The following is a 24514-nucleotide window of genomic DNA, read 5'->3' on the forward strand; positions in this document are numbered from 1 at the left end:
GATAGGCATGCGCATTTAATAGCTCATTGTGAGTATCCGAATAGACGCTTGCCAAGGACACCATCTTGAACATACGAATGTTCTTGAAGTTGAAGATGGCGATCTAGCAACGGAAAATCTTTCCTAGGGAAACCCCCTAAAAAACGGTACAAGGTTTCATAGCCTGCCCTGTTGATATATGGAAAAATCGCTGCCTTATGCAGGTCTCTTGGGATCAGCATCCCGCCCCTTCTTTTCTCACACAGTTTAGTAAATATCAAAAACCTTGAGTAGGGGATAATCTCCAGTAGTGATGCGGTTAAGACCAAACTACCAAATCTACTTGATGGATCGGCCGTGGACGCCCCCAATAATATACTCTGCTCAAAAGAGCTTGCGTCGGGTGCTCGTGCATCTTTCCTCGTTTGCAAGTGGATTCTAGCGATTCCGCCTCTACTACCACGAAAGGGACATTGAAGGAAAATATTGAATAGCCTATAAAATAAATCGTGCAATGTAGGTTGTTGATTGTCTCTACTGATCAGAGCATGCTCAATCTTTGTGAAGGTACTTGAGCAAAAACGAAAGAATAGAGTTTCCTCTATGGAGGCATTGTTTGATATCGAATTGCAGCTTTGGACAAACGCATCCCATGCCCTTGAGTAACGCGGTGTATCAACTAGTCTCACCAACTCTCGATCATGGGCAGCGCAGACACAAGAATAAATGTAACACCAGTCCTTCCGCCATATAGGCAAACGACCATTCGCCACATCATCGCGTAAGCAATCAGGGCAAAAAAAACGGCGATACCTCCATTCGACTAATTTATCGCCTCGAAGGCAAAAAAAATTTCGTAATAGTTCAGGGGTAATGTCCCCGGCTACACAACTTAATCGCTGGCTGGCGGATAAGAATTCTGAGTCTGGGTCCGAATATTTGATCTCCACACCCTCCCACCAATACGCTGGGCGTTCTGTTGATGATAATCGAGGGAAGCCAGCGGCGTTTGGATTAATGCTGCATCGAAACAACCAAGATGAAAGTGTTTCTTCAGAACTTGGTGTTGGCAAGCCAGAGAAACTCACTACTAATAGCCCCAAGGATTCTTGTTTGCTCGCCGCAGCATATCAACATCCACCTTCTCCCCCCCCATTTTTATGGCATAACAGGCAGCCGCCCTTATCAATTCGAGTGTTTTGTCCATGCGCCCATTCGACATAGATAAAATAGTGCCTACCATCTCCTCAGAGTACAAATGTGATGGCTGTTTTAGCGGTAGGGACTCCTCTACCTCCAAGAGGAATGACCTGAACTCCTCACTCTCTATCCAGTCATCAAGAGCAACTTCGTGAAAACGTCTCTTAAATTCATAATTGGATTTAAGTGCGTTGCGCGCACTAGCAGTGCCAAAGCAAAATAGTTTCAATCCATATTCAGGGCCGAGCAGCTTTTTAAGAATAGACATGTTAAAACGCTGCTCTTGCTTCGAGCGTAGCAGTGCATCATGAAACTCGTCGATCACCAGCCCCCAAATTTGCCTCAGCCTAATAACCTCTCTAATCTCGCTTGGCAGGTCAGAGCTACTTCGGCGACTTGAGCCAGAGCCAACTGGTATTCCGAGCGCTAAAGCTATCTCATCTTTAAGGCTTTTTTTGGTATCTATTTCTGGGGATGCAGCCAAGGAGACAAAAATCAACCCTGCACTCCTTTTTACATGGTTTGGAATCTTAGATATTATAGCCGTCTTTCCAGAGCCACCTGGGCCAACCACAAGCAAAGCAGGCGCACTCATACGATCTGGTACATCCGCGATATTATTCATCATGCGAAAAACAGCTGCACTAGAGTTATTGTTCACCCATATTTCTTGATGAATTAAGGCTATTCGCGTATCAATATTAGAAGACAAATATTTTCTGATGTCCGACCGGACGTGCTCATCACTCATGACTCATCCCCAGGTCGAAATTTTTTTGGAGAGGCTGAATAATTTGGCTTGATATGTTCCCTGTCAGCGTTAAAGCTACTACTTCTAGGATTTGGATTTGCCTCAGTATAGACTTTTTCAGCGGCCTCTCGGCGTCTTTCCTTCTGCGTTAACTTTTTACTTTCCTCTTCAATTTTTTGCTTCCCTCTGTAGGCTTTTAACCCGCCATCACTATCTATGGCTCCGATGCGGACTGGGTGACGATAGAGCTTGCCGGCACGATATTCCTCATAGGTAGGAGCCTCAACGGTTACGTCAGACAGGTGTATTGGGCAAAATTGGCCATCCAATTTCACCCATACAACATTCATATCGTACGGGTCATATTTGACTATGACATTTCTAGTCCCCACATGAGACCCCAATATAGGATCCCAATAAACTTGGCCATGCAAATTAATGCCACCAGGATTAATTTTTCGGTCTTCTTGAGGCATGAACCAAATCTTTAATTGCTCGGAATTCAAGCCTGCCGGGGGGTAAGGAAGCCCTCCGTTGGGCGCGAAATAGTTTGTCCACGCTTGTCGCGGGCTACACTTTAATGCGCTATGAACTGTTGAGTGATAGACAACTACTTCGCGAGAGAACCAGCGAAAAAAATCAGAGAAGGTCATGGTTGCATTTCTTTCGCTGTTAAGTCCTCTGCGCGCAACAGAATTTGACATTGTAGTCCCCGGCAAGAAATGCACCTTAGTAGTCATGAACGTGCCTATCAGCCGTTCAACATGACCGCCAAAATGTTTTCTTCCTACAGGTCGGTATTCGGGGGAAATCCCAAAAGATTCACACCCTACTTTAAATTTTGGGCTGGTGAACTCTGCGGCATTGTCCATATGAAGGACTTCAGGCTTTCCATAGTAGGGGTAGTCTTCTGGATCCAAGCCAACACTTGCCGAAAAGTTTACTTTAGGAAGGACAGAATGACTAAGAGCGCAAGCCACTGAAACAGTAGACGGGACGTAAAGGCTAAGATAGTAACCAAGAATAACCCTGGTATAGACATCAATTACAATTGTCAGCCACGGGCGTCCAATAATATTTATGCGATCATCAGCCAACAGAATTATATCGACGAGGGTGTGATCCATCTGTACCCATTGCAGCGGCCTTTCAAGATTTTTTTTACCCGGGCGAGCTGAAAATTCTTGCGTCGCGGCATCAGGACCTTCTTTAATTCTCATTCTTGTTTTTTCTGAGAGGATTAAGCGTACACGCCTCAATACCGTATCTTTGGAAGGGCATGAAAAACCTTGCTCCTTACATGCAACATCCACCTCGCTCCACACTTTGCTGTAGCTGGCTCCTTTCGACTTGAATTTTTTAGCAGCCTTGAAAATTATGACCTCAACCGACTCATCCAGTCTCGTAACGCCTTTCTTGACACCCCGTGTCTGCGCAATTAAAGATAGTGGGCCTACGTCAGCGTCAAAAATTTTAGCCAAACGATAGAAGTAACTCTTTGATACACCCAGTAAAGAACAGTACTTAGTGACTACCCCTCCCTCAACCTTCCACTTTCTGATAATTTCAAAACGCTCAGCTGCCAATGAAAGTTGATCAACGGTGTAATCATTGACATTCAAACCCTCCCCATGATCACTACCATTAATTGCCGTAACACTAGGGATTCGCTGAATGTCGCGCGCCGACACCAGTATTACTTCACCAGAGTCGACAATTGTTACCCTTATCGTTTTGTCACTAAATACCTGTTTGACTTTCGCAACTTTTCCCTTGGCGACAATGAGTTCCCCAGGGGTTAGCTGATTTGCCATGGATGTACTCTCCACAACGCTAATCTAGGCGAAGTCTGCCGAGCGGCGACTTACATCAGTCTCTATCAACGATCGAAATTGGCTGCCGAACACGATACGACGTCACGTTCAAAAAATAGACTATTGCTAGCTTTTCTGCCGCGTCAGTCTATTTTTTAAAAGTTAATCAAGGTATGTGATTGATTATTAGAGATAAATGATATTCTTTTTTTTGATCGGGCATCACAACTGATTCGACGAATTCGTTTTTACGCCTCCTGAATTCATAGAATAAGCGCAACGCTTGAAACGAGAGGCAGAGAGCCAGCCACCGGTAGAATCCAGGCTCTCACACCGAAGGATTCAAGCGCAGATGACTACGCATTACCGGCAGCTGACTCAGGGACAACGTTACCAGATTGAGGCTGGCTTGAGCGCCGCAGAGAGCCAGGCGAGCATTGCAAAGCGGGTCGGCGTGCATCCCTCGACGATCAGTCGCGAGGTTCGCCGCAACAGCACCCAGAATATCTACAAGGCTGTTTCTGCGGCCCATGAAAGTGATGCTCGTCGAGCGGGTGCGCGCAAGTTTTGCAAGCCGGCGACATGGCTCAGCCATCATCTCCCGGTGTGGCTCAAGCATGGCATGAGTCCGGAGCAGATCGCCCAGCGGTTGAAGCAGGAGCAGCCAAGCCGGGCGGTCAGCCATGAGTGGATTTATCGGTTCATTGCCGCCGAACAGCGCGCCGGTGGTGAGCTTTATACCTATCTGCGACATCGCCGAAAGCGCTACCGGAAACGCTATGGAAGCCACGATCGGCGCGGGCAGCTGCGTAATCGCGTGTCAATCAGTGAACGCCCAGCCGAGGTCGAAAGCCGCGAGCGCCTGGGGGACTGGGAGGGCGATACGGTACATGGACTGGGCGGTAACCTGGTGACCCTGGTTGATCGCAAAAGCGGCTATCTGAGCGCCTATCCGGTCAAGCGCAGAACGCGCCGGCAGGTAACGCGGGCGATCAATCTGATGCTTCAGGGCCATGCCGCTCACACGCTGACGCTGGATAACGGAAGGGAGTTTGCCGGGCATGAACGCATCGCGCTACGGAGCCAGTGCCAGGTCTTTTTTGCAGACCCCTATTCATCCTGGCAACGTGGCACCAATGAAAACACCAACGGTCTGCTCCGCCAGTATTTCCCCAAGGGCAGCGACTTCAGCAAGCTGACCGTCGAAGCCGTCAATCGGACAGTAGCGAGGATCAATCTACGCCCGCGCAAGCGCTTGGGCTGGAAGACGCCGTACGAAGTGCATACAGGGGTGAGCGTTGCACTTATGTGTTGAATTCAGGCCTACTCTCTCAACGGGCCATGTCCATAATGCCGTTTCTCTTCAGGTCAACGACTACCGCTGTTCGTGCAAACTGGTGACGCGGCGCCGTTGCCCAGGCTCGTCCCGTTCATGTACGTCCACTCAGACTCAGGAACCGCGCTTTCAATGATGCCTGGCGGCGAGTACCTTGAAGCCCTCGATGTCGACTCGGTTTGACGCGGGCGCTGGCGAAAGCGCTTGATGAAACTCGCGTTGATCAACTCTTCCACATCCAGATTCAAAGCACAGTTGACTAGCGACGCTTCGCTCCTCCTACGATGAGCGCGTCGGTAATCTCAGTTCAGCGCACAGTCCGCCGCCTTCGCGATTTCTCAAGGTCAGGGTGCCGCCGAGTGCTTGTGCCAGTTGCTGGGCGATAGCCAGGCCCAGGCCCGTGCCGCCGGTGCTGCGGTTGCGCGAATTTTCCACGCGGTAAAATGGCTCAATCACACGGGCCAGCTCCTCTTCGGCAATGCCGGGACCACGATCCATCACGGTCACCGACAGGCTGTCGCCCTCCTCCGGCTCGACCCGCAGCTGCGCGGCACCGGCGAATTTGAGCGCGTTATCCGTGAGGTTTACCAGCACTCGGCGCAGCGCGTGGGGCCGAGTGTGAATCACCGCGTTGCTTTTGCCGCTGAGCTGCACGTCCTTGCCCATGTCCTGGTAGTCGAACACGAGGCTGTCGAGGAATGAATCAAGATCGGTACGGCGGCTTTCCTCGGTGGCGCCATGCACGCTGCGGGCATAGGCAACGCCTTCACGCACCAGATGTTCCATCTCGCCGAGGTCATTCCACAATTTGTCTTTGTCACCGCAGTCGTCCATCAATTCGGCACGCAGCTTCATGCGCGTGATTGGGGTTTGCAGGTCGTGGGAAATCGCCGCCAGCAGTTGCATGCGTTCTCTCAGATAGGCCGCGATGCGCGCCTGCATGGCATTGAAGGCGATGGCAGCGTGTGCGACTTCGGTCGGGCCTTGTTCATCCAGATGCACCGGGTGAGTGTTGGGATCGAGGTTTTCCACGGCCTGGGCCAGGCGGGTCAGCGGGCTTATGGCAATGCGAACGGCCAGCCACGTGCATAGAATCATCAAGGCCAACTGGCCCAGCAAAACCACCGGCAGCCACGGCGACAACGGCACCATCGAGGGGCGCACGTCGATGGTCACCGGGCTGCCGTCGGCCAGTTTCAGATGGACCTGGAAATGTTTGATAGGCCCGGGAATGTCTGTCACGGTCATCGGGTAATCCTTACCGATGGCCTCCTTGATCGAGGTCACTGCAATCGGCGTGTCACGCAGAGCGACGCCTGGCGAGCCTTCGTCGAGCAAATAGCGGTAATTGCGTCGATCCAGTTGTTTCAACCAACTCATGCGTTCCTCGGCGGGCAAGCGGTCAAGGATGGCAATGGACGTCGATACATCGGTTTCCAGGTTACCGAGCATGGTGTTTTTCGCGGTTTCGTAACGCTCGTAATACTGCACGCCGAAGGACAAGGCCTGCGCCAGGGTCAGCCCTACCAGAAAGATCAGCGACAGCCGCGAGATGAGGGTACGAGGCCAATGCAGCGAAGGCTTCATGCCGGTGCTCCAAGCACTTGCACCGGCAGCGAGAAGACATACCCCTCGCTGCGTACGGTTTTGATGTAAGCCGGCTCGCGCGCATCGTCAAGCAGGCGTTGGCGCAGGCGGCTGACCAGCAGATCAATGGAACGGTCGAACAGGTCGGCGTCACGGCCCTGGGTCAGATTGAGCAACTGGTCGCGATTGAGTACCCGTTGCGGATGGTCGAGGAACACCCGCAGCAGGCGATATTCAGCGCCGCTGAGGGCGACCATGGTGCCGTCTTCATCAAGCAGATGGCGGGCGGAGGTGTCCAGGCGCCAGCGCCCGAACCCCAGCCACCTTCCGGTTTCGGTAACGACCAGGTTGGGCGGCAGCATGCGCGTACGGCGCAGCACAGCGTTGATGCGTGCCAGCAATTCACGGGCGGCGAACGGCTTGACCAGGTAATCGTCGGCGCCCATTTCCAAGCCGATGATGCGATCGGTTTCGTCGTTGCGGGCGGTCAGCATCAGCACCGGCGTGGCCTTGTGTTTGCCGGCGCGAATGTCGCGGCAGAGTACCAGGCCATCGTCGCCGGGCATCATGATGTCAAGCACGATCAGGTCTACCGGCGTGGCCTCGAGAAACGAGCGCATCTGGCGGCCATCGGCAACCACGGTGGTGCGCAGGCCGTTCTTCTTCAGGTAGTTGCCTACCATCTCTCGAATCTCACGGTCATCGTCCACGATGAGGATGTGATCAACGTGTTCCATGGGCCAAGCCTCTGTCAATGGGAATTGCGGCTCAGTCTATAGAGGCTGAGCCCGTTCGCCCGCGGCGGTTTGTATTGCAGTGTATCTGCTGTGGCGAAGGATACATGCAGAGGCAAAAACCACAATTTTCTAGGCTTTGTATGGCTGTGTATCGGGACGGGGTCCTGATACGAACCGATTTATCCGCGCCTGTTTTTGACACAGGCGAGATACCTCGCGGGCTTCTAATGAGCCACATCGAGGCCAACCCTAGCGCCTCGGCTCAACCGAACGACCCAACCCTTGAAGCCTTGAGGAAACGACCATGAACACCAATACCCTCTATGCCACTTGCCTGTTTGCCGCCCTGAATATCTGCACCTTCTCGGCCCGCGCCGAAGCCGACGTCACGCCGCAAACCTACACCTACGGCACGCATCTGGACATCCAGAAAGTCGTGGCATTGACACAGGATGCCGGGGCGGCCTGCGGCATTGTCGATGCCCAACTGACCTACCTGAATTCGCAGGGCAAGACCGAGATCCTGAACTACCGCAAATTTGCCGAGTGCCACAGCGATAACTGAGCCCGGCCCACATTTCATCAGGAGACCCTTATGTTCCTCATCGCATTCCTGGGCGGCTTATTGACCGTCCTCAGCCCTTGTATCCTGCCGGTCGTGCCATTTCTGTTCGCGGGTATCGACCGCACACGCTCATCGATCCTGCTTACCCTTGGTGGCATGGTCCTGACCTTCGCGCTGGTTTCCAGCCTGGCCGTGGTCAGCAGTGAATGGGTGATTCAGGCCAACAACACCGGGCGTCATGTGGCACTGGTGGTGATGGCGCTGTTTGCCTTGTCGCTGATCTCGGCGCGAATCAGTGGCTGGCTGGCCAGCCCGTTCGTGTTACTGGGCAATTGCCTCGACCCCCAGACGCGCAAAATGTCCGGGCCGCTGGGTTCACTGATGATCGGCGTCGCCACCGGCCTGCTCTGGGCGCCGTGCGCCGGGCCTATTCTCGGGGTGATCCTTACCGGCGCCATGCTGCAAGGCGCCAATGCGCAAACCAGCCTGCTGCTGGTGGCCTACGGCCTGGGCAGTGCACTGTCGTTGGGTACGCTGATTTTCGCCGGACGCGGTTTAGTCAATCGCCTGAAGGCCTCGATTCCGGTTACTGGTTGGCTGCGGCGCGCCACCGGTTTTGCGGTCCTGGCCGCAGCGCTGATGATTTCTACCGGTGCCGACAAGACGCTGTTGGCCGGGGCGTCGTCCGAAGGCGTCAGCGTGCTGGAAAACGGGGTGCTGCAAAGCGTCCCCAAAGTCGTCGAATACCTGGTAAGCAAGGCCAAGGCCGAACCCACCCTCGACAACGCCCGAGGCCCGATGCCGTCGCTGTCTGGCGCGGTGGAATGGCTCAATTCGCCCGCACTGACCAGTGAATCGCTCAGAGGCAAGGTGGTGCTCGTCGATTTCTGGACTTACGACTGCATCAATTGCCAGCATACCCTGCCGTACGTGAAGGACTGGGCGCAGAAGTACGAGAAGGATGGCTTGGTGGTAATCGGCGTCCACACCCCGGAATACGGTTTTGAACGCATCATCAGCAATGTCAGGGATGAGGTGAAAAAGCTCGGCATCACTTACCCGGTAGCCATCGATAACAACTACGCGATCTGGCGCAACTTCGATAACCAGTACTGGCCCGCGCACTACCTGATCGACGCCAAAGGGCAAGTGCGTTTCACCCACTTCGGAGAAGGACGCTACGAGACGCAGGAAAAGATGATTCAGCAACTGCTGCAGGAGGCGAAAGCTCCACCCGCGTAACCCTTGAAAATCCATGGCCCACAGGCAACGTGCTGTGGGCCATTAGCTTTTTCTCCTGCGGCCTGGGTTGCGCGACCACCCTCTCCCGCCAACCCCAGGCTAATCCGACACGATGCTTTTGGCCTCAAGAAATGCTTGCAGCCCAAAGACTCCAAACTCCCGGCCGACACCGGACTGCTTTACCCCGCCGAACGGCGCCAGCAACTCTGGCGAAATTCTGTTGATCAACACCGAGCCGGCCTGCAGTTGGGCCGCCAGGTGTTGGGCACGGTCCGGTTGCCCGCGATAAGCACAACGCCCGGTATGCCCAGGCGTTGGCCGCGTCGAATCCCCCTCTCCCGCGTTTCAGCGTTGCACAACTTCAAAACGAAACCCGCCGGGCGACGTGCAAAACTCGCCTCGGCGTAGAGCGCTGAAAACGCCCCTTCGCCCCTGGCGTGTCATTTCGCCGTGGCGGCTTTTTCGATGAGGCGGGCAACCGGTTCCGGGTTCGAAACCATCACCACATGTGAAGCGCCCTTGACCACTTCCACGGCTTTGGCAGCGGCGCGCTTGGCCATGAATGCCATGGCTTGCGGGGGAATGTTCTTGTCCTTGTCGCCGTAGATGTACCAGGACGGTATATGCTTCCAGGCAGGGCTGCCGGACGCTTCGTTGAGCGCCGCTTCCGTTACCGGGCGTTGGGTGGCGGCCATCAATGCCGCCTCTTTAGCGGGGACGTCAGCGGCGAACTGGTTGTGAAACTTGTCCTGCTGGATGTACAAGTCCTTGCCCCCATCGGCCAGCGGTACAGGCGCAGCCAGCGTTGGGCCCAGCGTACTGCCCGGGAATTTGCCGGCCAGCCCGGCGACGGTTTCCCCGGCCTCAGGTGCAAACGCACTGACGTAAACCAGGGCTTTGACGTTTGCATGATCGTAGGCCGCATCACTGATAACGTTGCCGCCATAGGAGTGGCCGACCAGCACCACCGGCGAATGAATGTTCGTCAACAATGCCGAGATTGCCGAACCATCGCTCTTTACACTGCGCAATGGGTTGGCAGCGGCAACCACTGGATAACCGTCCTTCTCGAGAATCTTCACGACCCCATTCCAACTCGATGCATCGGCAAAGGCGCCATGTACGAGCACAATCGTGGGTTTTTCAGTTTGCGACCAGGCGTGTGTCGCCATGCTCAGGCTGACGGCGACGGCCAGTGCGGTTACTACTTTTTTCATTGTTGACTCCAGGTTTGACGGGAAATCAGGGAGCGAAGCGAGTGAAGACAAAATCGTGATTACGCACTCGCGCCTGGTGACAGGCGAAGCAGGTTTGGTGTTGGGCTTCATCGGCCGGTTTACCGTTGATAAACCGCCCGAATCCCCAACCACCGGTTGCTGCATATTTTTTCGAGTCCTTGACCATCACCTGCACGGTCGTGGCCGGCCCCGGGATGGACGCCGGCTCGAATTCCGGGGACTGCACATGTTTCCAGGCCAGCTTTACCAGCACCGTGCCATCAGGGAATGGCAGCGTTGAATCCTGATAAGCCTTGATGGCCAAGTCATTGCCCAGCACGGCTCGCAGTTCGTTCAAGGGGGCCGCTTCCTGCGCCGGCGCAATCAGCGGCCATAGGCGGTAGTTTTCCGGCAATTTCACGCCATAGATTGGTGAGGCGTCGCCAGTACTGGCGTCGCCCGAGGCCACACCGGCAGCGCTCAACGCTGCGATTGCAATGGCAGCCGACATCGCGGCCAGAAATTTCAGCTTCATCATCGCCATCCTCTCAGCCGGTTTTCAAAGATGATCGGCGTCGATCACCGCCTGGGCGAAGGCTTTCGGCGCTTCCTGCGGCAAGTTGTGGCCTACACCACCGGTGATCAATCGGTACTCATACTTGCCAGTGAAGCGCTTGGCGTACGCTTCGGCAGGTGGGTGCGGTGCGCCGTTCGCATCACCTTCCAGGGTGATGGTGGGCACACTGATGGATGGAAATGCCGCGAGTTTCTTCTCCAGCGCGTCGTATCTGGCCTCGCCCTTGACCAACCCCAGGCGCCAGCGATAGTTGAAAATCGACACGGCCACGTGATCAGGGTTTTGCAAGGACGCCGCGCTGCGCTCATAAGTGGCGTCGTCGAAATTCCACTGTGGCGACGCCAGCTTCCAGATGAGCTTGGCGAAGTCATGGGTGTTTTTTTCGTAGCCCAGGCGCCCGCGCTCGGTCGCGAAGTAGAACTGGTACCACCACTGCAGCTCGGCGGCTGGCGGCAATGGCGCCTTGCCCGCCTCTTGGCTGCCTATCAGGTAACCGCTCACAGCGACCAGGGCTTTCACTCTTTCCGGCCACAGTGCGGCAACGATATCCGCAGTGCGGGCGCCCCAGTCAAACCCACCCAGCACCGCGGTCTTGATCTTCAGCGCGTCCATGAAGTCGATCAGGTCGGTCGCCAGCGCAGCAGGTTGACCATTGCGAATGGTCTTGGCCGAGAGAAAATGCGTATCGCCATAACCACGCGCAGAAGGGATCAACACTCGATATCCCTTGTCCGCCAAAGCAGGCGCGACATCAGCGTATGCGTTGATATCGTAGGGCCAGCCGTGCAACAAAATGACCACAGGGCCATCGGCTGGGCCGAGTTCCGCGTAAGAAACGTTCAGCAACCCCGCTTTCACATGCTTAAGTGCACCGAGAGAGGTGTGAGCTCCCGGGTTGATCGCCCCAATGGTGGACGCGGGTACATCAGCCGCGTTGGCTTGGGAAAAACCGACAGCCACCGCCGCGAATTGCAGCACTGCTGCTGCCAACAGCGATGGGGCAAGACCCCGCAGGCGGCTGGATTTATTTTGATTGTTCAGCAAGGTCATCTCCATGGTATTTCTCCGTAGCGAGCCGCCGAATAGCGGCCCGGTGTGTTGGCTCGATTGCGTGTGAGCTACTGGCCTGTCTTCGTTGCGCTCAGCTTGGCGCGCAGCGGCCGGAAGGCCTCCCGCAACTCTTCGCTGAATAATTGAGGTTGCTCCCAGGAAGCGAAGTGGCCGCCCTTGTTAACCTGGTTGTAGTAGGAAAGTGATGGGTAAGCGCGTTGCGCCCAGCTTTTTGGCGCCTGATAGATCTCGTGCGGGAAGACCGTGATCGCCACCGGCACCTTGATGCTTGCGGTGTTCTGCGCGGCAGCGCTGAAATTGTTGTTGTTGTTTTCCCAGTAGAAACGCGATGACGATGCGCCTGCGTTCGTCAGCCAGTACAGGCTGATATCGTCCAGCATCTCGTCACGGGTCAATACCCGTTCAGGCTGGCCCTCACTGTCCGTCCACGCGGCGATTTTTTCGTACATCCATGCCGCAGTTCCGGTAGGCGAATCGGCCAGCAGGTAACCGATAGTCTGCGGGCGCGTAACCATCATCGCGCCGTATGCTGCATTGCGGCCGAAGAAGGTGCTCAAGGAATCAAACGCCTTGCGTTCAGGCTCAGTGAGCCCGTCAGGGGCCGGGTCACCACTATTGATCGGCTTGACCAATTCGGGCGGGATGGTGGCCGGCATGTTCAAGTGAATGCCCAACAGCCCCGGCGGATTCAGGCGGCCCAATGCATCCGATATGACCGAACCGTGATCTCCGCCCTGGGAAACATAGTGGGTATAACCCAGACGCTTGATGAGCACATCCCAAGCCTTCGCGACTCGATCCGGCCCCCAGCCCAATTCAGTTGGCTTACCGGAAAAACCGTGTCCCGGAATCGATGGAATGATCACGTCGAACGAATCTTCAACCTTACCGCCGTAAGCAACGGGATCCGTCAGCGGGCCGATCGTCTTCAGGAACTCAAACTGTGAGCCAGGCCATCCGTGTGTCAGAAGCAGCGGCATCGCGTTGGGGTTTGGCGAGCGAACATGGATGAATTGAATGTCCACGCCGTCGATAGCCGTGATGAATTCAGGCAGCGCATTGAGCTTCGCTTCGGCCTTGCGCCAGTCATAGCCGCTGCCCCAATACTTCACCAGCGCCTGGACCTGGGCCAACTGCACACCTTGGGAAACGTCGTTGACGGTCTCTTTGTCCGGCCAGCGGGTCGCCGCAATGCGCTTTTTCAGATCGGCCAATTGAGCTTCATCGACGTGAATTCGGTAAGGTCTAATCGATTCGGGATGGGTCGAGGCCGAGCTGGCAACTGACGCATCGACGGCCGGGCCAGCAGCCCAGGCAGCACCGCTGCCGGCTATCAGGGCCAACCCCAAAGCGCCCATTCTCACGGAAGAAGCCAGACAATGGCGCCAGGTGAAACCGAACGTAGCTGCAGGCATTTTGAATTTCCTATAAGTCATTGGTCGACAACGTCACGAAACGCGCAGGGATAACCGCGAGTTAAATGAGTCATCCATTGGAAAAGGTTTGCGCCTTCTCGATGGGTTCATTTAAAGCCCCGCGGGTATCCCATATGTGTCATCAACCGACTTAAAAGGAATCGCTGTGTATCTATCCAAAGCGCAGATACAAAACGATACAAACCGACCACTCGCTCATAAAAAAGCCAATGCCCCGACTTGTCGGGGCATTGGCTTTTCTGGGACCTGGAAAACATAAGGGCTTTTCAGCCCATCAAGCTCGGCAAAGGGCATAGAGACCGCGTCGATTGCCAGGCAGCATGACTTGGTTACCCAAGGAACAGGCAGATACCCCGCTCCACTTCACGCCCTTCCACGCCTGCAAGAAACTTCAGAAATTTGCCCCTGATTCTGGTTAGCGTTCACCATCGTTTCTACCGCGTTAGCAATCTTATTGAAGCTACTGCTGTTCAGCGACCAAGCAATCTCTTCAGCACCAGTAGAGCAACAGCCCCGATTGCCAGTGCAGCAACCGGTTTTTCTTTGACGAATGTAGAAACGCTGTCCAGTGCGTCACCATAGGTTTGCGTCAGTTGACCCGCAGCCTGGCGTCCAGCGCCCTCAGCTTCCAACTTCGAATCACCAAAAAGCTTCCCGACTGCGCTCTGCGCTTTGCCAGCAACCTTTTCTACAACGCCTTCTACCTGTTCGCTCTTCATGATTAACCAAACCTTCGTGTGTGATTGGGTAACCCAGGAAAAACCTGGGTTTGAGGCAACGTGCAAAGCGTTAGGTGGACAGGCTTATTGATTAGTTCAAAGTTGATGAGCCTCACTTAGTCTAGATCAACCGATAAGTCTTCTTCCCTGTAGCGGCATCGTGATAGGGGTTTTCGCCCGGGACACATCGCGTGCGCACGCACGGGCGTCCCTCGCAGTCAATAATGGCGGCGTCACCACCCTGGCGTTTCAACGCTTCTATGTTTTGCTCAAGCGCCGCTAACTCTCGTTGCCTTTGCGCTCTTCATCTTGAATTCGATCAAAGGACTTTATATATCTGCGAAACCACCCGCCTCATCGCCTCCTCAATCGTCCCTTCATTGCGACAGATCACCCACCCCTGCCCCACCGCCGCTCGTTCAAACGCCTCGGTACACACAACTTGCTCCTCCAGCTTAAACATCACCGTACTGCTCAGCCCGCGCCGTCGTGCTGCCGCCCGTGCCCAGGATATTTGCGCCGCGGTGACAACCCCCACATGCAGATCCGGCACTTGCACCTGTCGATCAATGTTCAGCTCAAGAATGTCTGCAAAGGGTATCAATCGACGAAACGCAGCATCAGACGGGTACCAGCGATCCATCAGGATGATGCTGTCAGGTGGCTGTGCGGCCAGTACGTGCTGGGTAATCCAGCTGCGGCTGTCAGCAAAGCGCTCACACACCTCAAGTTCCAGATCCCGGCTGGGGTCTCTGGCGAATTTGTTAACCAGCGCCATCGTTTGCGCTCGATAGGGATCGCTCTTGCGCTCGCACAGTCGGACGACCTTTTTATTGTCGGCCCTCAACGCTGTCGTAACGGCCTCCAACAGCGTGGTTTTGCCGGTACCCTTGGGCCCATCCAACGAAATAAACAGCGCCCGAGTCATACGAGCGCTGCGTCATCGTTAAGGTTGTACAGTTCCATGGGGCCTCTAGTTTGAGCGTTTGGGCAAATTGGACTTCATTATGGGGAACCCTATCGCCCAACGCGAGGCTGGGCTGGCCGCCGCGCCCTCCCCGCGTCGACGGTCAGTCATTCAGCATCCGGCTTTGCGGCACGCCAGCCTCGTAGCTCAACGCCCACGGCGCAATCAACCGCTGCGGGGTCTGGCAGGTTTTGCGTTTAAACACGAAGTTGCGGCATTTCTCGGCAAACTGCTGGCGATTTCCCACCATGTCGAATCGCATCTGTGTCAGTTCCTGCTCGCGACAGCGTTCAACTTGCTGAGTATCCAGCGTGGCTTTACGTGTGCGTGCATGAAGGTACTTATCATCGGTCAACGCACTGTCGGCCTGTTGCAAAAGCCACAAGCCAAATGCTTGTGGGCAACGCGGGCCGATGGCCTGAACCATGCCGTACTGCTGGGCCTGGATGGCGCTGATGGGCAGGCATTCTTCGGTAAGCTTATGCGCGATTTCGCTGCCCACGGCCCGTGGCAGGCTGTAGGTCCAGTATTCGGAGCCGTAGAGTCCCATGGTCTTGTAGTGCGGGTTGAGCACCACACCTTCGCGGGCCAATACAATGTCGGCGGCCAGCGCCAGCATCACGCCGCCTGCGCCTGCGCTGCCGGTCAGGCCGCTGATCACCAGCTGCCTGGCAGTGAGCAGCTCCAGGCACACATCGTCGATGGCTTGAATGTTGGCCCAGGCTTCCAGCCCCGGCACGTCGGCGGCCTGGATGACGTTTAGGTGCACCCCATTGGAAAAGCTGCCGCGCCCGCCCTTGATCAGCAACACTTGGGTATCTCGCGCCTTGGCCCAGCGCAACGCTGCGACCAGCCGCTGGCATTGTTCGGTGCTCATGGCGCCGTTGTAGAACTCGAACGTCAGTTCGCCGATGTGGCCGAACTCTTGGTAGCGAATGGGTTGATAGACCCGCTCGTTGAACGCCTGGCAGACGATTGAACTGTCCAGCACCGGCACCCCGGCCAACTGCTCAGCCAGAACGTGCCGTGCCGGTCGCTTGAAGGTCTCTGGGCCTTTGGGTTTGAGCGAGCCGATCCACAGGCTGTGATCTCCAGCCGCTACCAGCACGGCATCGTCCTGCACTGCGAGGATTTCTCCCGGGGTGCCCTGGCGAGCGTCCAAGTGCGCGTCGTAGAGGTAATATTGCCCGCCCAACAGGCTGGCCAACACGCCGGGCTGGCCATCGGCAGCGTCGATGCTGCGCTTGATAAAGCCTGCGCAATCGAACCAACTGAAGGTGCGGTCGGCCTGGGTCATGTTCGGCTGCAAGCGTCCGATGACGCTGGGTTGGGTGTAATCGAGCGGTGTCGGGACGAAGCCTTTGGCGAATTTCGCCACTACATCACGAATGCAAACCATCGCGGCGTCGCTCACCAGGCCGTTGTACAGCTCGGATTTGCGCACCTGGGCGGGCATGTCGAACTCACAGGTGGACCAGATTGGCCCGGCGTCCATTTCCTCCACCGCTTGCAAGGCGGTGACGCCCCAACGGCGGGCCTGCTGGGTGATGGCCCAGTCCAGCGCACTGGCGCCACGGTCGCCGACGATGCCCGGATGGATGATCACCACCGGGCGCTGCGGATGGCTCCACAGTTGATGCGGCACACGGTCCTTCAAAAATGGGCAGATCACCAGGCCGGCGCCAGACGCCTCGACCTGCTGGCATACCGTGGCTTGATCGGTGAACACCACAACGCTGGGGTCGTGACCCGCTTGGCGCAGATCCAGCCAGGCCCGTTGGGTTAAACCGTTGAATGCCGATGATAACAACAGGATCTTCAGTGATCGCATGGCTGACTCTTCCTTGAGAATATGCGACCAGAGCAGCCCGTTGAGCCGTCCCTGGCCATCGATAAGCGCCCAAGGTTATAGAGCGAGCCAGCCTCCCCACCTGATCGAGATCAATAGATGAAAGCGGCTTATTTTTTCTGAATCACCGCGCAACCTACTCATCAAATGAACATGCCCTGCTCGGGTACGCCTTGTTAACCGTAACGGAGCCACGTTCATGTTCGAGAAACCGCATTACCTCATCAGTTTCATCCTCGACAACCAGCCACAAAGCCGCACGCTTGAGCACGATGCCGACACGCTGGACCCTCAATGGGCCGAGTCCCTGCTCAGGCAGCGCTTTGCAGAGCTCAAGGACGCGAAATTGAGCGACGTCCAGGTGCAAAAGCGCAACAAGCCCGCCGATGAAGGCCATGACATCCCAGGGCATTACCAGCAGCCCTGATTTGCGTATCAGAAAAGCGCTGCCCGTTTATCAATCACTGAATATTCGGAGGACCTATGAACCCGACAACTCAAGGTTTGCCCTGCGCCTGCCCAGGCTGCACCTGCCAGGTGACCCATGACACGCGTCACCAGCGCAACGGCAAAGCCTACTGCAGCCAGGCATGCGCCGACTTGCACCCACAGGGTCAAGCGTGCCCCAGTGCCGATTGCCATTGCGAGTCGAATGTGAAGGTGCGAGACCGCTCCGTCAGCGATAGCCAGCTCGACGAGGCGATCGAAGAAACCTTTCCTGCAAGCGATCCCATATCGCCTTGATCATTCAGCCCCACTAGGAAAACGGGGGTTGCATCGTGGCTCTAGGGTCTAGCAGTTGACAGCCCCCGGCAAAAATCAACAACCTGCACGTCTCACCGCCCTGCCCTGAGGCTGCCCTTGGACTATTTCACCGCGCTCACCGCCTTCATCGAAGCCGCCGAAGGCAACAACTTCTCGCGTGCCGCCGAGCGCTTGGGGATCAAGGCCTCAACGGTTTCACGCTATGTGAAGGACCTTGAGCAAGACCTGGGCATCGCGCTGTTCAACCGCTCCACACGCACGCTGCATCTGACCGAAGGCGGCCAGACCTTCCTGATACACGCACGCAGAGTATTGGATGAACTGGAACACGCCAAGGCAGCCACGTCTGCGCTGAACCAGCATCCCCGGGGCGTGTTGAAACTCAACCTGCCACCGGCGTTTGCTCGCCATCACATCCTGCCGGCGTTGAATGACTTTCTGGCGCGCTACCCGCAGATCAGCGTCGAACTGGTGCTGGATAACAACAAGGTCAATTTGATTCATGCCGGCGTCGACTTGGCCATCCGCATTGGCGAGCTGGCCGATTCGACGCTCAAGGCACGCAAGCTCAGCGACGGCCACTACCGCTTTGTGGTCAGCCCGGCGTTTGGCACGCAGCACCCTCCTCCGTCCACGCCCACGGACTTGGCCGGTGTGCCTGCGGTGCTGGGCACGGCGACCACCGGCGATATCAGTTTTGTATCCGCCGGCCGCGCGCTCCCGTTGCAGCATGACGGCGTGATTCGAATCAATGACCTGGACGCGCAACTCATCGCCGTGCGCCAAGGCTTGGGCTTTGGGCTGTTGCCGGACTGGCTGGTGGCACGAAGTATCGAGGCCGGCGAGTTGGCAGTGTGGCTGCCCGAATGGCACATCCAGGGCGTGGAGCGGGCGTTTGCGGTGTGGTTTGTGTACCCGCCCAAGCGCATCGTGTCATCGAAGGTCCGGTGTTTTATCGACTTTATCGTTGAACGACTGGGCGAAACACCGGACTGGAAGTGACTCAACTGAAGCGGATATCCAACGCACGCAGGTAGGTTTGCAGCCCCGCATCCTGAATCGGGATCAGGAACGCCTCGCTATCCGATTCATTAAAGTGCGCATGCCAGTAACCGGGTGGTGTGACAAACGCCAGGCCGGGCGACCAGTCGACCCGCTGCGGGTTACGAATTTGCCCATCCGCGTCCAGCTCGGTGCCCACCAATGAATAACAGCCCTTGGGGCAATCAATAATGAAGTCCAGTGCAATCGACTGATGCCGATGGGGTTTCTGCACCGATCCCGCCGGCAGAATTCCGTACATGGCCCACAGCACGTGAGTCACCGTGCGCGTCTGCGGGAAGCGGCGGTTGCCCAGCAGGATGCTGATGCGGCTGCGGTCCTGTGCCCTGGGATCATCGGCCGCTTCACGCAACTTCGCGTTGGCCAGCGCTGCTGGGTACAGGGTCGGCGCAAAGCGATCGGCGCGGGGTGTCACCCCCAGGTAACGCAGCAACGGCTCATCGTGAACATAGTAAAGACGTGCATCCTCGCGGGCACTGAAGTGCGCCTGCTGTAATCCCGGCAGGGCAATAAAGCAGCCCTTGGACCATTGAATCTCATACTCCCCCTGAACCACGCTGCCTTGCCCGGCAATCACGTAGAACACCTGGGAAGTGGCGTTGGGTTGCAGGGTCAGTGTGTCACCACGGTTAAGGCGCATGAAGTTTGCGCATAACCCGGGGCCGGTGGCGGGGCCTTCGCAGCCCAAAGCCTCGCTGAGGTCCAGCGGTACCACGCGGGAGGGGCCATTGTCATACAGCGAGGCGGGAAAGCTGTGGTAGGGAATGCGGGAAATCAGGTTGGCACTGATGGGGTTCGCCGCCTTGCTGTACTCGAAGTACTCGGCGTCCACTTGGTTGATATCCGTCAGTGCGGGGTCCAATTCACGGTTCATCAGGCTCACCTCAGTCTTGGGCTGGATCGCGCAGCGCGGTTGAAGCGCTGCACGGGGTGAGTGGACTATAGGCATTGCCCACTGGCGGATGAATGCCTGTGACGGCACAGCAGTTATGCGAAACGGGGCAGTTAACGCAACTGGAACCAGGTGGTTTTCAGTTGCGTGTACTTATCGAACGAATGCAGCGACAAATCGCGCCCGAACCCCGACTGTTTGCCGCCGCCAAACGGCACGGTCACATCCAGCGCATCAATGGTGTTGACCGACACGGTGCCGGCGTTCAGGGCACGGGCCACGCGATGCGCACGGTTCAGGTCATCACTCCACACCGAGGCCGCCAGGCCATAAAGGCTGTCGTTGGCTTGCTGAATGGCCTGTTCTTCGGTATCGAAAGCGCTCACCGCCAGCACAGGCCCAAACACCTCCTCCTGGGAAAGGCGCATGTCAGCGGTGACGTTGGCGAATATCGTCGGCTGGATGAAGTTTGAACAACCCTCGATGTTCAACTGTTGGCCACCGGTCAACAGCGTGGCACCGTCTGCGTGCGCCCGGCCGATGGCTTGCATGATGCGTGCGGTTTGCCCGCTGTCGACAATTGCACCGGCGGCGCTGGCGGGATTAAGTGGGTTGCCGGGCATCCAGGCGCGGGATTTATCGATCAGGCGCTCGATGAACTCGTCGTGGATGCAGCGTTGCACGTAGAGGCGCGAATTGGCCGAACACACCTCGCCCTGGTTGAAGAAAATCCCAAAGGCCGCCTTCTCCGCCGCCAGGTCCAGGTCCTGACAGTCTGCAAACACCAGGTTCGGGCTCTTGCCACCACACTCCAGCCACACCTGTTTGAGGTTGGACTGGGCGGCGTACTGCATGAAGTATTTGCCCACCTGGGTGGAGCCGGTAAACACCAGGCAATCAACGTCCAGGTGCAACCCCAGTGCCTTGCCGGCGCCCTCGCCCATACCTGGCACCACGTTTAGCACGCCTTCGGGGATGCCTGCCTCCAGCGCCAGTTGGGCCAGGCGCAGGGCGGAAAACGGCGATTGCTCAGCGGGCTTGAGCACCACGCTATTGCCGGCCGCCAAGGCGGGTGCCAGTTTCCAGGCGGCCATGTCCAGCGGAAAATTCCACGGCACCACCGCGGCAATCACACCCTGGGCTTCGCGGGTGATGGTCGCCAACGCGTTGTGGGCAGTCGGCGCGACCTGATCGTAGAGCTTGTCCAGGGCTTCACCGTACCAGGCGAACACATGGGCCGCGCCGGGCACGTCGACGTTATAGGCGTCCATTACCGGCTTGCCCATGTTCAGGGAGTCCAGCAATGCGAGTTCTTCGCGGTGGGTCATCAACAGGTCGGCGAGTTTGATCAGGACTTTTTTGCGTTCGCCTGGAGGCATGCGCCGCCACGGGCCGTTCTCAAAGGCGCGGCGTGCGGAGCGCACTGCCAAGTCCACTTCAACCTCACCGCAGGCGGCGACACGTGCAAGGAGCTGGTTGGTCGCAGGGTTGATGGCGTCAAAGGTCGCCCCGGACAGTGCGGCGACGGCCTGGCCGTCGATCAAGGCGGTGTTGATGAAGGTTTGACGGGCAGCGCGTTGCTGCCAGTAGTCGAGGTTGAACATGCTGTACTCCTATGTAATTGGGTCTAATCCACGCGGCGGCAAGCCCGACGCCGAACGCAATGCTCAAGGCAACGCAGTGCCAATGTGGGAGCGGGCTTGCTCGCGAAGGCGGTGTATCAGTCAATATCAATGTTTGCTGGGCCGACGTCTTCGCGAGCAAGCCCGCTCCCACAGGGGGCCTGCGCTTGACTGATTGGCATTAGGGAACGCCCGTTTTTTTTCTTATTCGGCCATGTGCAATTCCGGCATCCCCACCCGGAACCCTCGGGTGAGGCACAGCAAACACAGCAGCCCCAGGCCCATCCAGCCCAGGCCGATGGTGAACGACAGGCCCGACAGGCTCGTCCACAACCACAGCGTGCTGAGAAACCCCAGGCCTGGCAGGGCGGCGTACAGCAGATAGTTGCGTGTACCGCGCAGCTTCTGGTCGCCCAGGTAATGCTTGATCACGGCCAGGTTCACCGCCGAAAACGCGAACAGCGCGCCAAAGCTAATCATGTTGGCCACGGTGTCCAGGCTGATAAACAGCGCAATCAGCGAAAACAGGCTGACCAGCATGATCGCGTTGGCCGGGACGCGTTTTTTCGTCACCAGCTTGCCGAATACCCTGGGCAATGCGCCGTCGCGGCCCATGGCGAACAGCACCCGTGACACGCTGGCCTGGGAGACCATCGCGGAAGCGAAACAACCCGCCACGTAGGTGGCGGTAAATGCACTCACCAGCAGCTCACCGCCGACCCGACGCATCACATCCACCGAAGCCGCGTCGGGATCGGCGAAACTGTTCCATTCCGGGAAGACCATCTGGGCGCAATACGACACCACCAGAAACAGCAGCCCACCGATCAGCGACACCGCCATGATCGCCTGCGGAATGGTACGGCGCGGGTCCGGCGTCTCCTCGGCCATGGTCGATACCGCATCAAACCCCAGGAACGACAGGCACAGCACCGCCGCACCGGTCATGATCAGCGGCACACTGAAACCTTCATGGTAAAACGGCTTGAGCAGCGGCACCGGCTCGGCTTGCCCGCTGAGGTTGTGGATCGACAACGCCACGAACACCACGATGAACACCAGTTGGGCCACGATCAGCACCCAATTGACCCGGGTAATCGACTCGATACCCACCAGATTCAGCGCCGTCACCAGGGCAATGGAGCCCAATACCCATACGGCGGTGGGCACGGTAGGAAAGTATTCGGACAAGTAGATGCCGATCAGCAAATAGCTGAGCAGCGGCAGGAAGATGTAGTCCAGCAGCAAGGTCCAGCCGGCGATAAAGCCGAAGGAGGCGCCAAACGCCTTGCGCGTATAGGTGTAGACCGAGCCCGAAAAGGGGTGCGCCTTGACCATGCACCCATAGCTGTAGGCCGTCAGCAGCATGGCAGCCAGGGTCAACAGGTAGGCGGTGGCCAGATGCCCTTTGGTCATCTGGGTGACCAGGCCGTAGGTGGTGAACACCGCCAGCGGCACCATATACGCCAGGCCGAACAGTACAAGCCCGACAAGGCCCAGGGGTTGTCGAAAGCGGCGCGATGAGGTCAGTTGGGTTGAGGTTTGATGGGCGGGAGTATCGGCTACGTTTGTTATTGTATTCATTGCTGACTCCTGGAAAGTGGAATGCAGGGCACCGCGGCGTTCGATCAAATCGACACCGTTGATGAGTCATCCATTGGGAGCGGTGGGCAGGCCGCTATGGGGCGCCCACCCTGTTCAACCGAGCGGCATGCAGGGGCTTAGCCCTTCACAGTTTTCCCGCGATCCGTGCGGTGCGGTCCACCGCGATGCGGGTTTTGTCGACCAGCTCATCAAGCTCCGCGCGGCTGGCCACCAGAGCCGGCGCCATGATCATACGGCCCAGGGTCGAGCGAATAATCACGCCTTCTTCGAAGCCAAACGTGCGGCATTGCCAGGCCAGGTCGTTTTCATTGGCAAAGCGTTTGCGCGTGCCCTTGTCCTCGACAAACTGCAAGGCTGCCAGCAGGCCGGTACCCTGGATCTCGCCGATCAGCGGGTGGTTACCAAAGACTTCATGCAGGAGCGTGTGCAAATACGGCCCGGTGTCGTCCTTCACCTGGCGCACGATCCCTTCGTCACGCAGCGCCTTGAGGTTGGCCAGGGCCACCGCCGCCGCAACCGGGTGCCCGGAATACGTCAGTCCATGGGCAAACACCCCGCCCCGCTCCACCAGGGCTTCGGCCATGCGCTTGCTCAATACCAAACCGCCCATGGGCAGGTAACCGGAGGTCAGGCCCTTGGCGATCGACAACGTGTCGGGTTCGAAGCCGAAATGCTGATGGGCAAACCATTCACCGGTACGGCCGAAACCGCCAATCACTTCATCAGCGCACAGCAGCACATCGTATTGGCGACAGATGCGCTGGATCTCTGGCCAGTAGCTTTCTGGGGGGAAAATCATGCCGCCGGCGCCCTGGAAAGGTTCAGCGATAAAACCGGCGACGTTTTGCGCGCCCAACTCCAGGATCTTTTCTTCCAGTTGTAGAGCGCAGCGCCTTCCGAACTCGGCCGGGGTCAACTCACCGCCCTGGGCGTACCAATAAGGCTCGTCAATGTGCGCGACGTCCGGGATCAAGCCGCCCATTTCATGCATGAATTTCATGCCGCCCAGGGCAGACGCCGCCAGGGTGGAGCCGTGATAGCCATTCCAGCGACCGATCATGATCTTCTTCTGCGGCTTGCCGAGCACTTGCCAGTAGCGGCGTACGGTGCGGATCAGCACCTCGTTGGCTTCGGAACCGGAGTTGGTGTAGATCACATGGCTGTAGTGCTTTGGCAACAGGCTGAACAGCAACTCGGACAGCTCGATCACCGCCGGATGGGTGGTGTGAAAGAACATGTTGTAGTACGCCAACTGATCCATCTGCGCAGCCGCCGCAGCGGTCAGGTCCTTGCGGCCATAACCCAGCTGCGTACACCACAGGCCCGACATCCCGTCCAGGTAACGCTTACCCTCGCTGTCCCACAGGTACAGGCCCTCACCGCGGACCATTACGCGTGGGCCTTCGGCATTCAGCGCCTTTTGATCCACAAAGGCATGGATATGGTGCGCCGCGTCCGAGGCCTGGTAGTCCTGGGTCTGGCGTTGCGGTTCAAAGGGTAGGTTCATGGCTTTTTCTCTTG

21 protein-coding genes and 2 pseudogenes are annotated in these 24514 nt (G+C 57.2%); 6 read left to right on the forward strand and 17 right to left on the reverse strand.

Going from position 1 to position 24514, the window contains the following annotated elements; translation table 11 throughout:
• Positions 1-1069 precede the first annotated feature (1069 nt).
• On the reverse strand, positions 1070-1930 hold the full coding sequence (locus RHM69_RS05460) for a TniB family NTP-binding protein (RefSeq protein ID WP_024075431.1): 861 nt from the start codon (positions 1928-1930) through the stop codon (positions 1070-1072).
• Complete coding sequence (locus tag RHM69_RS05465) at positions 1927-3744, reverse strand: Mu transposase C-terminal domain-containing protein (protein ID WP_024075432.1); 1818 nt, start codon at positions 3742-3744, stop codon at positions 1927-1929. Before RHM69_RS05465 ends, RHM69_RS05460 begins: the two co-directional genes overlap by 4 nt.
• A gap of 352 nt (positions 3745-4096) precedes the next feature.
• On the opposite strand from RHM69_RS05465, the gene RHM69_RS05470 reads away from it, so the two are divergent.
• On the forward strand, positions 4097-5059 hold the full coding sequence (locus tag RHM69_RS05470; RefSeq protein ID WP_004577240.1) for an IS30-like element ISPpu17 family transposase: 963 nt from the start codon (positions 4097-4099) through the stop codon (positions 5057-5059).
• A 300-nt stretch (positions 5060-5359) separates the two neighbouring features.
• On the opposite strand, the gene RHM69_RS05475 is transcribed toward RHM69_RS05470, so the two are convergent.
• Both RHM69_RS05475 and RHM69_RS05480 read right to left on the reverse strand, forming a co-directional pair.
• On the reverse strand, positions 5360-6667 hold the full coding sequence (locus RHM69_RS05475) for a sensor histidine kinase (protein WP_058410424.1): 1308 nt from the start codon (positions 6665-6667) through the stop codon (positions 5360-5362).
• Positions 6664-7404, reverse strand: coding sequence for a response regulator (locus tag RHM69_RS05480; protein ID WP_014718447.1), 741 nt, complete (start codon positions 7402-7404; stop codon positions 6664-6666). The genes RHM69_RS05475 and RHM69_RS05480 overlap by 4 nt, the downstream gene beginning before the upstream one ends.
• A gap of 304 nt (positions 7405-7708) precedes the next feature.
• Here RHM69_RS05480 and RHM69_RS05485 point away from each other — a divergent pair, with 304 nt between their 5' ends.
• The gene (locus tag RHM69_RS05485) at positions 7709-7969 is read left to right on the forward strand and encodes a DUF2790 domain-containing protein (RefSeq protein WP_014718446.1); all 261 of its coding nucleotides are present in this window, start codon (positions 7709-7711) and stop codon (positions 7967-7969) included.
• 30 nt (positions 7970-7999) lie between these two features.
• Positions 8000-9211, forward strand: a complete 1212-nt coding sequence (locus RHM69_RS05490; protein ID WP_200599171.1) for a cytochrome c biogenesis protein DipZ — start codon at positions 8000-8002, stop codon at positions 9209-9211.
• A gap of 99 nt (positions 9212-9310) precedes the next feature.
• Here RHM69_RS05490 and RHM69_RS05495 read toward each other — a convergent pair.
• From RHM69_RS05495 to RHM69_RS05535, 9 genes and pseudogenes are all read right to left on the reverse strand, one after another.
• Positions 9311-9487: pseudogene (locus RHM69_RS05495) on the reverse strand (aldehyde dehydrogenase family protein); the annotation flags it as partial.
• Between the two features lie 74 nt (positions 9488-9561).
• A pseudogene (locus tag RHM69_RS05500) lies at positions 9562-9639 on the reverse strand (creatininase family protein); the annotation flags it as partial.
• A 12-nt stretch (positions 9640-9651) separates the two neighbouring features.
• Positions 9652-10428: an alpha/beta fold hydrolase gene (locus tag RHM69_RS05505; protein WP_200599172.1), complete on the reverse strand. Its 777-nt coding sequence runs from the start codon at positions 10426-10428 to the stop codon at positions 9652-9654.
• A gap of 25 nt (positions 10429-10453) precedes the next feature.
• Positions 10454-10963, reverse strand: a complete 510-nt coding sequence (locus tag RHM69_RS05510; protein ID WP_032902606.1) for a cytochrome P460 family protein — start codon at positions 10961-10963, stop codon at positions 10454-10456.
• Between the two features lie 24 nt (positions 10964-10987).
• Complete coding sequence (locus tag RHM69_RS05515; protein ID WP_198833131.1) at positions 10988-12061, reverse strand: alpha/beta fold hydrolase; 1074 nt, start codon at positions 12059-12061, stop codon at positions 10988-10990.
• Between the two features lie 62 nt (positions 12062-12123).
• The gene (locus tag RHM69_RS05520; protein ID WP_200599173.1) at positions 12124-13491 is read right to left on the reverse strand and encodes an epoxide hydrolase family protein; all 1368 of its coding nucleotides are present in this window, start codon (positions 13489-13491) and stop codon (positions 12124-12126) included.
• 491 nt (positions 13492-13982) lie between these two features.
• Positions 13983-14231: a CsbD family protein gene (locus tag RHM69_RS05525; protein ID WP_014718439.1), complete on the reverse strand. Its 249-nt coding sequence runs from the start codon at positions 14229-14231 to the stop codon at positions 13983-13985.
• 319 nt (positions 14232-14550) lie between these two features.
• Entirely contained in the window at positions 14551-15159 is a 609-nt protein-coding gene (locus RHM69_RS05530) for a dTMP kinase (RefSeq protein ID WP_014718438.1), read from the reverse strand.
• Between the two features lie 142 nt (positions 15160-15301).
• Positions 15302-17029 carry a hydrogenase maturation protein gene (locus RHM69_RS05535; RefSeq protein ID WP_322255483.1) on the reverse strand — a complete coding sequence of 576 codons (1728 nt, stop codon included), beginning with the start codon at positions 17027-17029 and terminating at the stop codon, positions 15302-15304.
• Between the two features lie 217 nt (positions 17030-17246).
• On the opposite strand from RHM69_RS05535, the gene RHM69_RS05540 reads away from it, so the two are divergent.
• From RHM69_RS05540 to RHM69_RS05550, 3 genes are all read left to right on the forward strand, one after another.
• Positions 17247-17474 (forward strand): hypothetical protein, encoded by a 228-nt coding sequence (locus RHM69_RS05540; protein WP_003191203.1) that lies wholly within the window; start codon positions 17247-17249, stop codon positions 17472-17474.
• A 56-nt stretch (positions 17475-17530) separates the two neighbouring features.
• Positions 17531-17791, forward strand: coding sequence for a metallothionein (locus tag RHM69_RS05545; protein WP_014718436.1), 261 nt, complete (start codon positions 17531-17533; stop codon positions 17789-17791).
• Between the two features lie 117 nt (positions 17792-17908).
• The gene (locus tag RHM69_RS05550) at positions 17909-18814 is read left to right on the forward strand and encodes a LysR family transcriptional regulator (protein ID WP_197865058.1); all 906 of its coding nucleotides are present in this window, start codon (positions 17909-17911) and stop codon (positions 18812-18814) included.
• A gap of 1 nt (position 18815) precedes the next feature.
• Here the strand turns inward: RHM69_RS05550 and RHM69_RS05555 are convergent, their stop codons facing one another.
• The 4 genes from RHM69_RS05555 to RHM69_RS05570 form a co-directional block, all read right to left on the reverse strand.
• Complete coding sequence (locus RHM69_RS05555) at positions 18816-19748, reverse strand: hypothetical protein (protein ID WP_020301499.1); 933 nt, start codon at positions 19746-19748, stop codon at positions 18816-18818.
• A 131-nt stretch (positions 19749-19879) separates the two neighbouring features.
• Entirely contained in the window at positions 19880-21370 is a 1491-nt protein-coding gene (locus tag RHM69_RS05560; RefSeq protein WP_200599175.1) for an aldehyde dehydrogenase, read from the reverse strand.
• A 222-nt stretch (positions 21371-21592) separates the two neighbouring features.
• Complete coding sequence (locus RHM69_RS05565) at positions 21593-22972, reverse strand: APC family permease (RefSeq protein ID WP_200599176.1); 1380 nt, start codon at positions 22970-22972, stop codon at positions 21593-21595.
• 145 nt (positions 22973-23117) lie between these two features.
• Positions 23118-24500, reverse strand: coding sequence for an aspartate aminotransferase family protein (locus RHM69_RS05570; protein WP_014718431.1), 1383 nt, complete (start codon positions 24498-24500; stop codon positions 23118-23120).
• Between the last annotated feature and the right edge of the window lie 14 nt (positions 24501-24514).

Source organism: Pseudomonas sp. CCI1.1, from assembly GCF_034348165.1.
Lineage (GTDB): Bacteria > Pseudomonadota > Gammaproteobacteria > Pseudomonadales > Pseudomonadaceae > Aquipseudomonas > Aquipseudomonas paracarnis.